The 18,672-nt window shown below is 29.6% G+C and carries 8 protein-coding genes; 2 read left to right on the top strand and 6 right to left on the bottom strand.

Going from position 1 to position 18,672, the window contains the following annotated elements; all coding sequences use genetic code 11:
* Nucleotides 1-614: 614 nt before the first annotated feature.
* The 3 genes from gyrB to dnaA all read right to left on the bottom strand — a co-directional run bounded on the left by gyrB (nucleotide 615) and on the right by dnaA (nucleotide 6,502).
* Entirely contained in the window at nucleotides 615-3,029 is a 2,415-nt protein-coding gene (gene gyrB / locus KTT71_RS01355) for a DNA topoisomerase (ATP-hydrolyzing) subunit B (protein ID WP_216782684.1), read from the bottom strand.
* Nucleotides 3,030-4,009: 980 nt separating this feature from the next.
* Complete coding sequence (gene dnaN, locus KTT71_RS01350) at nucleotides 4,010-5,110, bottom strand: DNA polymerase III subunit beta (protein ID WP_216782683.1); 1,101 nt, start codon at nucleotides 5,108-5,110, stop codon at nucleotides 4,010-4,012.
* 24 nt (nucleotides 5,111-5,134) lie between these two features.
* Nucleotides 5,135-6,502 carry a chromosomal replication initiator protein DnaA gene (dnaA, locus tag KTT71_RS01345; RefSeq protein WP_216782682.1) on the bottom strand — a complete coding sequence of 456 codons (1,368 nt, stop codon included), beginning with the start codon at nucleotides 6,500-6,502 and terminating at the stop codon, nucleotides 5,135-5,137.
* Between dnaA and KTT71_RS01340 the strand changes: the two genes are divergently transcribed.
* Together KTT71_RS01340 and phrB are read left to right on the top strand one after the other, a co-directional pair.
* On the top strand, nucleotides 6,496-6,648 hold the full coding sequence (locus tag KTT71_RS01340; RefSeq protein ID WP_216782681.1) for a hypothetical protein: 153 nt from the start codon (nucleotides 6,496-6,498) through the stop codon (nucleotides 6,646-6,648). The two genes, dnaA and KTT71_RS01340, sit on opposite strands and share 7 nt — an antisense overlap.
* Nucleotides 6,649-8,506: 1,858 nt before the next feature.
* On the top strand, nucleotides 8,507-9,946 hold the full coding sequence (phrB, locus tag KTT71_RS01335; RefSeq protein ID WP_216782680.1) for a deoxyribodipyrimidine photo-lyase: 1,440 nt from the start codon (nucleotides 8,507-8,509) through the stop codon (nucleotides 9,944-9,946).
* Nucleotides 9,947-11,511: 1,565 nt separating this feature from the next.
* On the opposite strand, the gene dcd is transcribed toward phrB, so the two are convergent.
* From dcd to cspE, 3 genes are all read right to left on the bottom strand, one after another.
* On the bottom strand, nucleotides 11,512-12,093 hold the full coding sequence (dcd, locus tag KTT71_RS01330) for a dCTP deaminase (protein ID WP_216782679.1): 582 nt from the start codon (nucleotides 12,091-12,093) through the stop codon (nucleotides 11,512-11,514).
* A 2,329-nt stretch (nucleotides 12,094-14,422) separates the two neighbouring features.
* Nucleotides 14,423-14,938 carry an RNA pyrophosphohydrolase gene (rppH, locus tag KTT71_RS01325; RefSeq protein ID WP_216782678.1) on the bottom strand — a complete coding sequence of 172 codons (516 nt, stop codon included), beginning with the start codon at nucleotides 14,936-14,938 and terminating at the stop codon, nucleotides 14,423-14,425.
* A 3,488-nt stretch (nucleotides 14,939-18,426) separates the two neighbouring features.
* Nucleotides 18,427-18,636 (bottom strand): transcription antiterminator/RNA stability regulator CspE, encoded by a 210-nt coding sequence (gene cspE / locus KTT71_RS01320; RefSeq protein ID WP_216782677.1) that lies wholly within the window; start codon nucleotides 18,634-18,636, stop codon nucleotides 18,427-18,429.
* Between the last annotated feature and the right edge of the window lie 36 nt (nucleotides 18,637-18,672).

Genomic DNA, 18,672 nt, shown 5'->3' with positions numbered 1-18,672 from the left:
ATTCTTATCATATGAGTATACCAAATATTTAAGATATGTAACTAATTACTTGATAACAAAGTGGTAAAGAATAGTAATTCTATTACTAAATTGGATATAAATGTTTTTTAGAATAAAAATGCGTTAATACGACTTATGACATAAGTAATACTGTCTAATTATTAAACCTGTAAAATAAATTTAGATATCATCAATCTATATTTGCTGGAACCTATATTTTAACCATCTAATATTATTAGATGGTCTTACTGATACTGATATAGTATAAAAAATTAATTAGTTAAGGCTCTAAGCATAATTAAGAAGATTAATTTGTATAGATATTTTTAAGACATATTCCTAAAAGGAATATAATATATAACTAAAATCTAGTAACTAAGCCACTTACTTCTTAAATGAGTATATAGAACCCAACAAGATAAAATCTCTTTCATGAAAATGTTTATTAGATGAAGAATACTAAGCTTGTGATATTCTCTGGTGATTTCATGATTAATATTCTAATAGACATATTTTATATGCGAATAAGTTCTTCCTCAAAACATAATACTAATTTATTGTTCAACAGTAAATATGCTTTGAAAGGAAGATTATTATAAGTGATTTATTCGGGATTATAAATCCAGGTTAGATGCACGCAACGCATTTTCTTCGATAAAGGCACGGCGGGGTTCTACTGCATCACCCATCAATGTGGTGAACAAATGATCAGCAGCCACGCCATCTTTTATTGTTACACGTAGCATACGACGGCTTTGAGGATTCATTGTGGTTTCCCATAGTTGTTCTGGATTCATCTCACCTAAACCTTTGTAGCGCTGAATCGCAAGACCACGACGAGAATCTCTTACCAGCCATTTCAAGGCCTCGTCAAAACTGCTAATTGCTTGTCGCCGATCCCCACGCATAATGAATGCATTTTTCTTAATCAAACCAAACAAATTTCTTCCTAGATTGCAAATATGGCGATATTCTAAACTATGAATAAAATCAAAGTCTAACTTATATTCATTATCTATGCCGTGAGTACGAATACGTAGAGCAGGAGTAAAAATATGGTGTTCATTGTTTTCATCGACAATCGCATAATAAGTGCTGCCATGGATTTCGTTTTCGTTCATAATATTTGCTAAAGAATCAATCCACTGAAATACTTGAAGCTTATCGCTTAGGTCTATGTCTAATAAAGATATATGATATATCATTTGGTTTAATAATGCCTTAGGATACAGGAATGCCATCCGATCAATCATTTTTTCAACTTGATAATATTCAGTAACCATTGCTTCTAAATGCTCTTTCGATATCGCTTTATCATATTCACTAACATATAACTGAGCGCCATCTAGAGCAATAGAGAGCTGGTACTTATTCATCTCATCATCATCTTTAATATATTGTTCCTGCTTGCATTTCTTTACTTTATATAAAGGCGGTTGAGCAATGAATAAGTGTCCACGTTTAATAATTTCAGGCATGTGCCGATAGAAGAAAGTTAACAATAGAGTACGAATATGCAACCCGTCAACATCAGCATCGGTCATTATTATAATGCTATGATAACGTAACTTATCGGGATTATATTCATCTGCACCTATACCACAACCAAGTCCAGTAATCAATGTTGCCACTTCCTGAGAAGAAAGCATTTTATCAAAACGCGCTTTCTCAACATTCAAAATTTTACCTTTAAGAGGTAAAATAGCCTGGTTCTTACGGTTACGTCCTTGTTTTGCAGAACCACCAGCAGAGTCTCCTTCTACTAAATATAGTTCAGAGTATACCGGATTGCGCTCCTGGCAGTCAGCAAGTTTACCAGGCAAACCCGCTAAGTCTAATGCACCTTTACGACGTGTAATTTCACGTGCTTTACGAGCTGATTCACGTGCACGAGCAGCGTCAATTATCTTACCTATGATGATTTTTGCGTCACTTGGATTCTCTTGCAGGTACTCAGCAACTAGTTCGTTCATTTGTGTTTCAACCGCAGTTTTTACTTCAGAAGAAACCAGCTTATCTTTAGTCTGAGAAGAAAATTTAGGATCTAGAACTTTTACAGAAACTACGGCAATCAATCCTTCACGCACATCATCACCGGTTACGCTTACTTTCACCTTCTTATTATAGCCTTCTTTCTCCATATAGGCATTCAGCGTGCGCGTAATTCCGGCACGAAAACCAGCCAAATGAGTACCACCGTCACGCTGTGGAATATTATTAGTAAAACAGTAGATATTTTCCTGAAAACCATCATTCCACTGAAGAGCTATTTCAACAGCGATGTCATTTTTAATAGTAGAGCAATAAAAAACGTTTGGATGAATAGCATTTTTATTCTTGTTCATATATTCCACAAACGCTTTAATGCCACCTTCATAACGAAAATAATCTGCACGATAATCTCTATTATCGCGCAGACTAATAGAGACGCCAGAATTTAAGAAAGATAGTTCACGAAGACGCTTCGCTAAAATTTCATATTGAAATTCAGAATGTTTACAGAAAATATCTTTGTTAGGCCAAAAACGCACGGTTGTACCAGTATTTTTAGTATTTCCAACCACTTTCAAGGGAAATTGGGGTACTCCATTTGAGTAGTTCTGCTTATAAATTTTCCCTTCACGACGAATAATAAGTTCTAATTTCTCAGACAAGGCATTCACGACAGAAATACCAACTCCATGCAAACCACCAGAAAATTTATAAGAATTATCATCAAACTTACCACCGGCATGCAATACAGTCATAATTACTTCTGCTGCTGACACACCCTCTTCTTCATGTAATCCTGTAGGAATACCTCGTCCATCATCCTGAACAGATACGGAATGATCAATGTGAATTGTAACAATAATATCTTTGCAATACCCAGCAAGCGCTTCGTCAATCGCGTTATCTACAACCTCAAATACCATATGATGCATACCAGTTCCATCATCAGTGTCACCAATATACATTCCAGGACGTTTGCGCACGGCGTCTAGTCCTTTTAATACTTTAATACTTGAGGAGTCATAAGTACTTAACATCAGCTTTTTCGCTCATTTTAAATTTCATGAAAATACTATTTTACCTTGTTTCATGCCAAACATCTTGCTTTTTTAGTAAAACGCCTGAAAACTATCATCTACTTACAAAAATTATTAAGATAACCGATAGCCGCATTGAATGCGGCCGGGAAACAAACATTGCCCTAATAGTATTTTAATTGGTCAAAATAATCGATAAAGCAAAGATAAATATTCATTATATAACAGTGAGATATTTTTCATATTAAAGGCACTAAATAAATTAGTAATTTGATTATCTATGAGTAGTCTAAATGCGATCTACATTCATCATAATAATCTGCAGACTTTATTTTTCTAAGAAATATTAAAGTAAAACTCTAAATCTTAGAAAAGAAATGCAGTAAATTTTATATATTAGATTTATTTGCTCAAGATAGACTAGAAAAACGTGAATACAGATTTCAATATAGGTAGAAAAGCGCGGCATCTCATATCTTATATGATGACTATCTTCATTAATACATTCATTAAGTTAGGCAGAATGATTTGTTACGTAGTCATGTAAAAGATTAGTATGAAATACAACTTGCACGATATTAAAATTCAATATTGTTATTCTTAAGGATCTCTATATTAGAAGTGATTATAAAAATAAATATTGTCATCAATACAAATAATTATTTTTAATAACATTCACCATTAGAAATACTTAATATTATGCATGCGTGATTTCTATTCAGTTCTTGTTAGCTATCTTTATAAGCGATAAAGATATATAGCTAAAAGTAGGAGATGAATACATAAATTATGTATTGCTAATATATTTAATTGTGAGAAATATTAAAATTTAATTGTATCTGTTCACTAGAATACTCACTACAGAAAATGTAATATTTTGAATACAAATACATGTCAAATATTTCTACTAAATCGTCAAATCGCATAAATCAGGAAAAAGATAAAGTAACTACAAAAGCTAAATAATAGCGTATTATCTTCTATAGACGCATTGGCATAACTACGTAGGAAGATGACTGAACGGAGGCATCTTGAATCTGTATGCTAGATACTGTATCTGTAAGAAACATATGAATATGTTCGCATTTAAGAGCATTCAGCACGTCAAGAACATAGCTAACATTGAATCCTATCTCAACATCGGCTCCTACGTAGTTTACATCTATGATTTCTTCTGCTTCTTCATGTTCTGAGTTATTTGCAGTAATTGTGATTTGATGATTGCTAATATGCATTCTGACACCACGTAATTTTTCATTTGATAGGATTGCCGCTCGGGAAAATGCTTGTTTTAGAGCATTGCAATCAGCTTTCAATATTTTATCAGGATTTTTAGGTAAAACACGACGATAGTCTGGGAAATGGCCATCAATTAACTTAGAAGTAAAGATAAATTCACCCACGTTAACTCGGATATTCTTTTTACCAATTTGCAAATGCAGTGGTGTTTCGCTACCGTTAAGCAAACGATATAACTCAATAATACCTTTACGCGGTACAATTACGGAATGCTTTGGTAATATCTGGCCAATTGACAGTGAGCATACCGCAAGGCGATGACCGTCAGTTGCAACGGCGCGCAGTTCTTCACCTTCAGTTTCAAATAACATACCATTCAGATAGTAACGAACATCTTGATGAGCCATGGAAAATTGAGTTGCATCAATTAGCTTTCTTAACATTGCCTGTGGTATGCTGAATTCAACTTCATTCTGCCAGTCATCTACGTTAGGAAAATCAATAGCAGGCAATGTGGTTAGATAAAAACTACTACGACCTGAAAGCACTGATATTCTATCGTTGTCTAAAAAAATAGTCATTTTAGCACCATCTGGAAGAGCACGACAGATATCATAAAATTTACGCGCAGAAATAGTTGTCGCTCCTTTTATATAATCTTGTGTGAGAGGAATCCTCGCAATAATTTCTATTTCAAGGTCAGTACCTGTTAAAAATAGATGGTCGTCTTTAACCTGCAGTAAAATATTTGCAAGAATAGGTAATATTGACCGGCTGCCTCGTAGGGAGCTAACCTGTTGTAAAGGCTTTAATAAATGTTCACGTTCAACAATACATTTCATATCTCTACAATCACTATTATTGTATTAGGATGATAAAATTCTCATTAAGTTAGAAAAATCTTCTTTAACATCGTGGTTTTCTTCATGTAATTGATTAATCTTTCGACAAGCATGTAAGACAGTTGTATGGTCACGACCATTAAAGGCATCACCTATCTCTAGTAAGCTATAGTTAGTTAACTCTTTCGCCAATGCCATTGCCATTTGGCGAGGACGAACTACAGAGCGGGAACGTCTTTTGGAAACTAAGTCTGCTACTTTAATTTTATAATATTCAGCAACAGTTTTCTGAATATTATCAATAGTAAATATTTTTTCTTCTAAAGAAAGCAGATCACGTAATGCTTCGCGAACAAAATCTATTGTAATTGCACAACTTTTGAAATTAGCATGCGCGATCACCAGGTTCAATGCACCTTCTAGCTCACGAACATTAGAGCGTAGACGTTTAGCTATGAAAAATGCAACTTCTCCGGAGAGGGATATGCCATTTTCATCAGCTTTTTTTATTAAAATTGCGACTCGCATTTCTAATGCTGGTGGCTCGATAGCCACAGTTAGACCCCATCCAAAACGTGATTTTAGACGACCTTCTACGCCATTAATCTCTTTTGGGTATCTGTCCGAAGTAAGAATAATTTGCCTATTATCATCTAGTAGAGCATTCAAAGTATAAAAGAACTCTTCCTGCGAACGTTCTTTATGAGCAAAGAACTGGATATCATCAATAAGAAGGGCATCAACGGAACGATAGTAACGTTTAAATTCTTCTATAACATTATTTTGCAGAGCCTTAACCATATCCTGAACAAAATGCTCAGAGTGCATATAAACGACTTTAGCATTATCTTTGATTGAAATCATGCCATTACCCGCCGCATGCAGAAGGTGTGTTTTCCCCAATCCTGTACCACCGTATAAAAACAAGGGATTATAAACTTCACCAGGATTGCCCGCCACGTGACGAACAGCTGCATGGGCAAGTTTGTTAGAATTACCCTCGACAAAATTATCAAAACTATGCTTAAGATTCATATTAGATCTATAAGCTAATTTTGGGTTAGTAGTGTGTCTATTCCAACCAATATTTAAAGGAGTTGCAAGAATCATATTGACCATATTTTGATCAGGTATCACTGTAATTATAGGTTTTATACTAATTTCAAAACGGATAAATAATGTATCTTTGCCATAAAAATTATTTAATAATACATTTATTTTATGAAGATATTTATCACGCACCCAGTCTAATACGAAACTATTAGGAGCATACAGTGCTAAGGAATTAGCACTTAGTTCCGCCTGTAAAGGACGGATCCACATACTAAATTCTGTGGCAGGTAAATCATCCTGCAACTTGGCAAGACACTGCTGCCAAAGAGAAAGTGACACGGCGTACTCCAATCGGAGAAGATCAGGAAGAAATCAATAAAATACTCAAGCTGACTTTTAACGATGATGTTCGTTTAATCTTCTTAAAATATCTAGAACAAAAGATAGGTGATGAACAGGTTACCGATAAAAGTACTATTACATAGTAATCGGTTATAAATTTACTTTATAAATATTATGATATCTAATAATATCAGATATCTGGATTATAGAACGAAAGTGGAACGGCAGATAATAACCCAAACCAGACAGAATATCCCCTACTTATATCAGATTGGGTAGTTTTATCCACAAAGATATTAAAAGAAGAATTTATATTTATATCAACTTCATGATATCAACAGCACTGTTGACAAGTTTCGTTAATATTATCGCTACAAGTTAGCTAAGAATAAGAACATAAAACAAAAAATTTTAAAATTACTAACTTAATTCAGCTATGACGAGAGTATTAGTTAATAAAAACTAATCATGATATCTTTTGATAAAGATATTACACTATATTAGATATAGATTCTTCCTTGCTTGCAATTGTTACACAATTTTCATATTCTAATATAAATATTAATCACATATCACTGATGCATAATATATTTAATATCGTATTTTATAAAGAGATACGCTATTAGGTAAATATATATAAAAATTTATGAACATGTATGAATATAGACTTGCTCTTGATTAGATCAATTATCAATTTAATCACGATAAATTTTTAAATAAAGCAATTATCTATTTTAATTTTGATAGAAATACAGATTGAAAATGTCTAGCGCAGGATCATGTTTTAGTTTATAAAAATATTGTACAGAAAAAGATAAGAACATATTGTTGTATTGATTTATTTAATATCCTATTTTTAATATCATTTAATAGTATTAACTTATTTTTCATTAAATAGTTACAACTAGATTAGAGAACATATAGAATATTACTAAGTATATATATAAAAAATTTTAAAAACCTATATTTTATCTATCAGTCTTTACAGCCCTAAATGCATTAGTAGATACTATAATAAAAATATTTCCAATCTCCTGAACTAATCAAAGGAACATAATAAAAAATTGCAAAATATTAAAGTAGAGATTATTAAATATAAAAAAATACTTGTATTGCAAAAAGTCAATAAAATATGTTAAATAACTTTAGCAATTCTTGATTATATCTTGTTCTATCAAGTTCTTATAAAATTAAATTTGTTTTTGATAGCGAGCCCAGATCATCAGGAATTCTTAATACTACTCTATCTTAAGGCATTCATATAAGATATACAACGCAAAGAACTTGAGACTCATTTCTTTTAGCAATATTATAGCATAGTATCATATTATCAGTCGCTAGGCTAAATAACATATTTCTTTTACTATGATTTATGCAGATCAAATCTTAAAATTTAAACTAGTATTTAATCTAATTTTGTAAAAATAGATAAACTGCTTCTTTGAATAGATTTGACTCATAGAAAATATAAGTACATCTTTCTTTGCAAGAAACTAAAAAGTATTTCATACTGCTTGATATTTTTATTTCTTTATTTTAAGTAAAATCAATTAAAAAATAATTACAAATTATGCTGTATACATTTAATAAAATGTAATAATTGATCTATATATTTTTATTAAATAACAATCGCTTAATACATCAAAGCTATAATAGCTGACGAAGTGGTTTGTTAGGTTTCACAGACTAGCAAGATAATAAGCCCGATTATCTATTCAAATATCTGTTAAGATATAACTAATTTTCACGAAACTTATAATACACTAAATAAAATCTCTAAATAATTAATAAATCATTATTATCATAGAAAGTAGTCTGTAGTAAGTTTTACAAGATCTCAGTGGAAATGTTAAATAGTATACAGTAAACAAAAACTTATCATATACATATGATTCAAACAGCATCCTAACGCATCTCTTACTAGAGAATCTTTATTTTATTTAGCACACAATATTATTATATACCATACAGGTATGAGCATTACAGTAACAAGGAAGAAGAATGAGTTCTACAAACGTAGTCTGGTTTCGTAATGACTTGCGAGTGCAAGATAATCGGGCTCTATATGAGGCCTGTAAAAACCCTCTTGCAAAAGTCATCTCTGTATATATTGCTACACCAGGACAGTGGAAAAAGCATAACATGTCACCGCGCCAGGCGAAGTTTATTAATCAACATCTACAGTGTTTAGTTAAAAATTTAGCGAAGAAAAATATTCCCTTTTTTTACCAGCAGTCTGTTAATTTTCGCGAACTAGCAGAATGGCTGGTTAATTTCTGCAAGCAACATGAGGCAACAAACCTTTTTTATAATAAACAATATGCACTAAATGAGAGAAGGCGAGATGATCTCGTAGCGCACTTAATAAAGGGGGTATGTAAGATTCATGAGTTTCATGATGCTGTATTGCTTCCGCCAGGTAGCGTTTTGAACTATAGTGGAGAAATGTACAAAGTATTTAGCTCATTTCGTAAATCTTTTTTACAACAGCTTAATAATTTAAGTCTATGTGTTTTACCTGCTCCGGATAAAAGAAACCAAATTTCTAATATATGTAGACTAAAGCCTTTTGATTATCCTCAGCAAGAGATAGACCACGAGCTATTCCCTGTAGGAGAAAAAGCTGCTCTAAATAGACTTTATCTTTTCTGTCGAGAACATGTTCAGGATTATGCACAATTGAGAGATATCCCATCTCTTGATGGAACTAGTATGCTGTCTCCTTATCTAAGTATTGGTATTTTATCTCCGCGTCAGTGTCTGCAGCAACTACTAATTAAGGATCCTAATGTATTAGAAAATAAAAAAAATGGTGAGTTTATATGGCTTAATGAATTTATTTGGCGAGATTTTTATCATCATTTATTAGTGGCTTATCCTAAGCTATGCCGTAATCAACCATTTATTCAATGGAATAATAATATTCCCTGGATAGGGAAGGCAGAACATTTGATAGCGTGGCAACAAGGAAAAACTGGTTACCCTATTATTGATGCAGCGATGAGACAGCTTAACTATACCGGATGGATGCATAACAGGTTAAGGATGCTTACTAGTAGTTTTCTAGTCAAAGACTTATTAATTAATTGGAGGGCAGGAGAAAGTTATTTTATGTCTCAACTGATAGATGGAGACTTAGCGGCTAACAACGGTGGTTGGCAATGGGCCGCATCCTCAGGAATAGATTCTGCGCCTTATTTTCGTATTTTTAATCCGACAACTCAAGCGAAGAGATTCGATGAACAGGGTTTGTTTATCCGGCGTTGGATTCCTGAATTAGAACATATACCAAAAAGTCATATAAACACCCCGCATCTATGGGATATTAAGGCAAGTAGTTTGTTAGATTATCCACAACCAATAGTAGATCATCTTGTATCACGCAAGAAAATTCTTATACTTCTTAAAGAGTCAAAAAGTATACAGAGTATTGTTCTCTAGATTTTAGTTCATACATAATCAAAAAGAAACAAATATCATCTACTTCTTCCATATTCCTGTCAATTACATAAGACTTGTGAAGTATATTCAATTAATTAATAAGCATATATTATACAGCTACAAAATTATATTCCTCTATTTTTATATTTTTAATGATCTTAGTTCTAGATATTAGATTATTTTATAGTATTTATAATATTAAACTAATCCCGGATATAGAAGTTAAACTTTATAATAATACAAATATCAAGAGAACAAGTATTTTCTTTTTAAGAAATTATTATAAACATTAGCGAAATTAATATAGAGTATTCATCTTTACTTTAAGATATCTTAATAAAATATATAGGGATATATCTTATCCATTTGATCAACTTTATTAATATATGGTTCTTCGTATTTATCTTATAAAGATAACAGTACTTTTGGCTGCTACACTCAAAGCATGTTGTTTATAATATAAAATACAGAGATAAGCAGCATATAGCTATAAACCTTTTATAGAAAAATTATCTCTTTGCAGATTTATACTATAGATCTTAAATAATTTCATATCAGGAAGCATTATAAATTACTAAAAATAAATGATGGTTTAATTCTATACAGTAAGAATTTTTAGATAATCATCTATACCTATCTATCTTAGAGTAATGCTGCTTATATAAAAAATAACAGAGCAAATAAACAAGGATGATACAAGATTGAATACTACTCCTAGTAAAGGTACTGCATAATATATGATTGAGTAGATTTTGAACAAGAGAATATGGAATAATCTGCCAAATAACGAGCTATAATTATTTTCAGATAAATAATAAAACATTAATATAACTTAGCAAATTGACATAGAAAGAAAATTAATAGCCCTAATTTAATAGTTCTTAAGTTGCTATATTTAGCATTATATAAAACTATGAGGATCAATTGATAGGGTATAATATTAAGGACAAAATATTTTGCTAGATAGGGAATGAATTAATGATGTATCCTTATGCTTATACCTTACAATATACAAAAGATAAAAAATAGTTTAATGTTATATATTATTGAATATTTTTAGTAAATAGCAATACATCTTATTTCCTACCACTAAAATCCTTTCTTGTGTTTCACACTATATCTTTTCAGAATCAACATTTTAATAAACATGATTAAAAGATCCTAAAATATTAATTAATTAAATATGTTATTCAATATACATCTAATCATCTTTAACAACTGATTCAAGCATGTGTTATATATTATAATAAGTCATGCAAGATTTATTAGAATTACAAAAATATTTTTCTAGATATAATAATAAGATAATTTTAGAAAATATAAAAATAGAAAAATTAAATTTTAAATAGATAAATTGTACTCTACCTAAAATTTTTGATTATATATGCTCAATAATGATACTGACTATTATGAACAATTGACATAATTATTGTTTGGTAAACAGAAAAGATATTTTAATAACTTTGAGGAGATTCTGTTACACTACTGTTATATAAAGTTATACGCCTTCTGTTAGAGTATCAAAATAATTGATACCTATTAAAATCAGGAGGGAAGAAGCAGCATTAATCCTGATCAATACGGCTGGTAACAACACCTTGCTGGTCATAATATTTTGCATCTTGCCGAATATTATAAGGACGCAACGCAGGTCCAGATAAACACTCAAAACTAAGTGCTCCTATGGGCATACCAGGACGAAGAGCTAAAGGAATCTTGCCTGAATTATAGAATTCCAGAACGATAGATCCCTTCCAACCTGGATCAATTCGATGTGCAGTGACATGCACCATCAAGCCAAGGCGCGCAAGTGAAGAACGGCCATCTAACCAACCTACTAAATCATTAGGTAAAGTTATTGACTCTAGTGTTACTGCAAGAGCCAGTTCTCCAGGATGTAAAAAAAAGACCTTGTCTTTACTCAAAATAATCTCTTCACTCATAATCTGTTCTAATGCTTCAGATACTTGATCCTTAGGCCCACTTAGATCTATATAGGCAGCGTTATGGCCAAGAAAAACACGAAATTTATTTCCTAAATGCACATCAACAGTAACGCCATTCACACGATATAACGGTGGACGAGGTAAAATAATAATTTTACCACTATCTAGCCAGGCCTCGATATCACGGTCACAAAGTCTCATATTTTATCTCCATTGCATCTATAGAATTAAGAGATACAAAATACGTCATATAGCATCTTATTACTTTAAGTTCCTGAAATATCTCTATAAATATTCAATAAACTGCTTCTCTATTTTGACGAATGTTATCTATAATTTAACTATGATAAATTTATCAAGAGAAAATTTTGCATTCGTATATTATTACAAGATTGCTAGACTTGTAGTATCTAATGCAGTATTATTTAGTTAAGATTGTTATTGCTGTTATATTTACTGATCTATGATGCTAACTTAGCATATATAAAATATAACTAATAGCTCGATATTTCATCTATAAAGCATAATATGTTACCACTCGTAAATCTTATTTCTTGAAGGATATATTTTATAAAAATATATTAATTATTTAATATTATGCTTGAAACAAATACTATTTTTTAGAAAAACTTAATTCTTCTGTTTAGTATAGAATACTGATCTTAACTGTAGCAATAAAATATCGATCGCTATATCTCTTGAGTATTTTAGAATACTTTATTCATTATCTATGATCATCATTATTAATTTAATTTTTCTTTTTTCTTAGAAAATACAAAGATAATTTATGGATATATAAATCGCTAAAATTTTAAATACTGTATATCTTAAATAAATTTTCTGTAGCTAAGTAAAAAAATGTAGTACGTACATCTAAAAAGAAAATTTTAATATATTAATTACTGACCACAACATAATGATATGTAACATGCCTAAAATCAGTATAGTATATCATAGTAATGATTAATGGCTCATTAGAATATATTCAATAATTTTTGAGTTAAATCACTATTATTAGAGAGAGATATTCCGTTGACTGAAAGACTTATAGATTAATGAGGTATATAATGATGATTAATAAGTTCACATATTAGTGGCTAGCCCTTGATCAAAAGAGCTCTTGTATCATAAAATCATAAACTATCTCTATAACAGTGAGCCGTAAATCATATATAATATAAGTGAAGCAGTTCTGCAGGTAACTTATAATATCAATAAAAATAGAAATTTAAAAACTAATCGTCCTAAATTTGAATCAAAATGTCTACAGCAAAATGCTCTCACATAAAGTATATATACTATAGACTTTTATTATCTAAATAATTCATAGAATAAAATACTATTAAATTCATGATGCTGAAAAACACTTTAATTCAGTAATAGTTGCTATAAGGCACTGCTATTTAATTTCAATAAATTGATAAAACAAATACTGTGTTTTGCAATAAGCGCTCAGATATTAAATAAAAGTAGGATTTTTATCCTATAGCTGTAAGAAATATAGAGCTATTCTTGATTTTAAATAGATATTTAGGAATCTAAATAGTTAATGATAAGATAGTATTACTACAAATATGTCCTGAATAATTCATAGTATAAAGCAGATAATCACTCTGCTTAAAGAAGAGAATAAGCAAAGTGTGTTGTAGTTATAACCTCAAAGAGGTAAGAACTACTTTCAATAGCATAGAAGATCTTATATGAAAATAGATAAGATACATGAGGCATTAATCGTTAGCATTTTGAGTGAACAAAACTTGAATATTATTAGTCAAGTCATCACCTGGCTAAGGTAGTCTTTTCCATAAGAAGGATTATTATTAGTAATTATATAAATATTAAAGGCAATCAGAAATATATTAGTATTCCGAGTAGAATAAATACATTGATAAAGGCAATACCTAATCAAATTTCATACATTTATAATTTGCAAAATAGCATGATTATTTTATGCGCTGGATTTTTATGTAAGTGCTGCATATAATATTTTTATCCTAATAATCAAAACTATATGTATAGGTTTTATCGTAGTTATGTTTCTGTAGGAGATATCTATGATTTATGTTTAATAGATAAAAGTTACAAGGGGAGAGAATACAAGAGCTAAGACAAAATATAGTATTTTTCATATAAAATTATAACTGCTCGTATTGTATACCTTCTTATAACTTCTATCAATATTTACTCAGAACACAGTCCTGATTATTCACTTTCCTTATTGCAGCGTAAATAATCTTAATATCGAAATAATTAAAAATATTATTAGTCATAATCCGAGCTTCTTAAACTATTGAATGCCTCCTTGCATCTTTTTCTAACAAGGAATATATGCTAAAAGCAATTATATGATGAATAATATGTCATGATTTTCATGTTTAAAACTATAGCAAGTAAAGTCAGTCGTATTGCAAAGCATAATCATTAATATTATTACTAATTATTTGCTATCTTAATCGCAGTATCTTGAGGATAAGTATAAAACTAAAAACCTAAAATTATATTTTTAAATATAGTCAAATATATGATAAGATCAGCTAGTATATATACGTCTTTTTAGCAATTCCAGATCTCTAAATGACATAACCATAGGTGAAAACTCTTTCATTACACTACGATAAACATCTCTTTTAAATGAAACAACTTGATTTACGGGATACCAGAAACTCACCCATCGCCAATAATCAAATTCAGGAGCAATAATCTTTTGCATGTTTATCTCAGATTCATTAGATTTTAGATATAACAAAAACCAATGCTGTTTTTGACCGATACATACAGGCTTCTGATACCAACGTACTAAACGTTTAGGTATTTTATAACGTAACCAGTCATTGGTAGACGCAAGAATTTGTACATCTTTGCCCTTCAATCCAACTTCTTCAAATAGTTCTCGGTACATTGCTTGTTCGTGAGTTTCTCTAGGATTAATTCCTCCTTGAGGAAACTGCCAAGAGTTCTGCCCAAAACGACGGGCCCAAAAAACCTGTCCTTGGCTATTACAAATTACGATACCTACATTTGGGCGGTAGCCATCATTATCTATCACTAGACCACCTTTTAACATTAATATTGTAAAAATAGTATTTTATGCTCCTACCTAAGACTTAGATATAAACCGAGATTGGGTAAGAAATAAATGATACTGCTATACTTATATAGTGAACTATATATTTATATTTTTAGTAGTTGTGTATTGGTATATGAATAGTTCTGATTTTAATAATCGTATGCATTATCGCATTTTGCGGATATTTGATCAATCTTTCTCAAAAATCAGATAAAGTTTTACAAAAATTTTATCTATGATTCTATCATAATCTATTTCAAATCTTATGTTATGCATTATAATGGTTAAGGATAAAAAGAGCTAATTAATTAGAGCCCTATCTATTTAATCAAAATGATAATCTATGTATTCTGCAACTAATATTTTGTATAAAATAATAATATTCTCATGATAAAAACTCACACATGACTAATTACTAATCCCTATAGAGAAGATATAATAAATTAAGACTAATCATCTGATTGTTATTTATTGTAGCCAATGAGCGTACAGACTTTCCCTTGCTTTTATTAGATATTAAAGTAAACAAATTTTTAAGAGGTATTATCATGAAAATTGATATAGAAACCATGATATAAATTAAACGAACGTATTATTTTATTGGTATGGTCTGAAATTAAAAATAGACCTATTGATATAAGCAATTCTATAAAAACACATTTATATGTAGTAATCTAATCAATAAATTGCGGTATTGCTTAACAATTAAGATCTCTATCTTATAATAGACATCAAATTTTTTAGATATCAATATCAAAAAAAAGAAACACTATTGTAAAATACTGCACAAGCAATATCTCACTGTAAATACCAAGCTTAGAAGATAGAAAATTTATTAATATGAATCAACTGATATGAATCTAACAGATAAATTATACCACATAAACTATTAGTTAAGATCATTCACGCAGATCAGCTTAAAAGCAGCAAATAGTATTTCATCTTAAATAATTTTAATAAAAGCATGTATATACTAACATTACGTTATCTTGCAATTTTATACAAAAATTTTATCTAATCCTTCTTAAAACATCTTAAGTTTTATAACTACTTTTTATCAAACGCATAAAAAGAGATAAAACTAAAGTTTAGTATATTATTATTGTAAGATAAGTATTCTCTGCACAATAGACGCATTATAAGAATATTTATGCTTATTTACAGAAAATAAAATAAATAATATATCTCGCTTTTTCTGATATATAGGCTGAATATAAAAGACTATTATGTTCTATAAAAGCATATAATACACAAATAATAAAGATATTTACCCAGTTACTCCTTTCATATCTTGAACTAATATGTTTTGATATAAACAATTAAATTGTTATCATTTAGTATAAATTTATAAAACAGAGAATCCTAATTAACGATACTTTATGATAGTAAGCATTCTTGAATGCATAAAACATGTTTTCTAATACATTTTATATAAAAGATTATGACTTACTGTTGAATAGTGAAATATAATTTCAGTAATTTTTTTATTGTTTAAAAAAGAATATTTAAACGTCTTGATAATAATAGAAAAGAAAATAATAGGATAAATAAATAATATTTCCTATTAATCAAAATATAGAAATTTATTATTAACTAAGAGCTCTAATATAAGAATGTAATATAGGATATAAGTCTATCTCTAACAGAGATTAGGATGGATAAATATTTGAGGTCTAGGATAATTCCAGAAATCTAGGAACTTATTCTGATTTATTCGCTTTGCATGTTTTGCAAAAAGAAAAAGATTCCACATCTTAGATGTCTGAAATAGGATATTATCCTGATCTGAATTCATAGTTATCACATATTAACAGTATTATTATATAAATATGATAACACAAGGTGCTTAATTGGAACACACATATTCCAAAAATCATGATAATATAAACATTATAACTACTATAGTAATTTAATTCTGCTTAGAGCAGCCCTTAATTTTATTAACAATAAAGATATTAGACAATTAATATACCTCAACAAAGCAGCCGACATAATATCGAAAGAACTTACTTGTATTTCAAGATCTGTCTTATATTTATTACTTAAATAAGAATCATTGACTTTTTAGCAATCGCTATAATTGATTATGATGACTTATTTGTGATGCACAGTATATTTTCAAATAAAACAATGTTCTTAATCTTCCTTGAAGATGTTTTAGAATGTTTGATAAGAACAGACGTGAATGTCTAAAACGCTTAGCTCTGCTTAAATATATTATCAAGTACTTACCTTATAAGTAGGTATGATTATATGTAATGTAATTTAAAATAAAAATTTGTAAAAATAAGAAGTTAATATCAACTAATAAGTAATAATAAACAGTCATGCAAGATTAGCTTATGCGGATAAAAAATTAATACTATTCCAGAACGCAAATATATGGAAAATTGATAACAATCATTTTCTTCTTTTTATATCAGAATAACCAATAATACAACACTATCATGGGCTAGATATAATATCACTCAAGAGTATCAGATCAGCAGATAGTCTTTAAGACTATATTGCATCATGTTTTGAACTGCTGTAGTTTCTGTTGATAGCAAATGGTTTAATAATTATTACACAACCAAAATGGTTATAATATATTACAGTATTTTTAGATTAATCATAGATGTTTATCTTTCGCTCTGATTAGTCAAGATCAATGTAGCGGTAAAATTCTAGGTAATATATGAAATATTAGAATTACAAATTAGATAATAACATCAAGAGTCTGTACTAAAAATGTTTGGCATTAACCTTAATATAGAATATCATGAGTTGATACAATTCAGAGATTGCAAAATGATAAAAGTAAATAAAAAATTATGCTTTAAGACAGGTGCAATACAAATACTATTTTATATCATCATGATAAACAAACTTCCTTCTCCTAGTGCTCTATGTACAAATATAAATCCAGATAGAAATAATATATAGTCATCTAGTTAACATCATTATTAATTATAAGCCATTTTATAGTTAAACACACTTAATTTTTAAAAGAGCATGCAGTATAATAAAAATAGAATCAATATACTTAGGAAATACATCTTATTATTTAGTAATACTGAAGAAGAAATGATGTCTGCATCCTTAATATTAAGACTACATAAATACATTTAAGATGTAGTACTATTTTTAAAATTTTTATTACACAAGCATTTAAGACAAGACCATAAAATATTATACTCTTAATCAAAAATATAAACTATCAAACCATCTGTACCAGATTATATTAGGGATTGCGTATGCTATTAAACTTAATATTTATATCCATTTTTTATGGTAGTTGAAAATTTTACGTATTTAGTTCTTATTAAGGTTATATCTTTAAAACTATATTAAATATTATTAAAATAAGAGCCTGTCCATTGACGGGCTCTTAAGTCTTACTACTGAATATTAAGTTCTTATTCAAATAACCGGTGCATTCTGCAAGAACAATCCATTTAATTTTAAAATAACTATTCTATAAGATATTACAAAGCTACTACATTTGCCGCAGCAGGACCACGAGGACTGTCTTGAATAGTGTATTCTACGCGCTGACCTTCAGCCAAAGTTTTAAAACCTTCACTAGCAATAGCAGAAAAATGGACGAATACATCTTTGCTACCGTCTTGCTGTTCGATAAAACCAAAACCTTTACTTTCGTTAAACCATTTCACCTGACCGGTCTTCTTAGTCATTTGTATTACCTTTATAACTTAATTAAAATTGCCCTA

It is taken from the genome of Candidatus Profftia tarda (assembly GCF_904848675.1).
GTDB classification, from domain to species: domain Bacteria; phylum Pseudomonadota; class Gammaproteobacteria; order Enterobacterales; family Enterobacteriaceae; genus Profftia; species Profftia tarda.
Note: the sequence above shows the minus strand (reverse complement) of the source record. Positions and strands in the feature narration are given on the sequence as shown.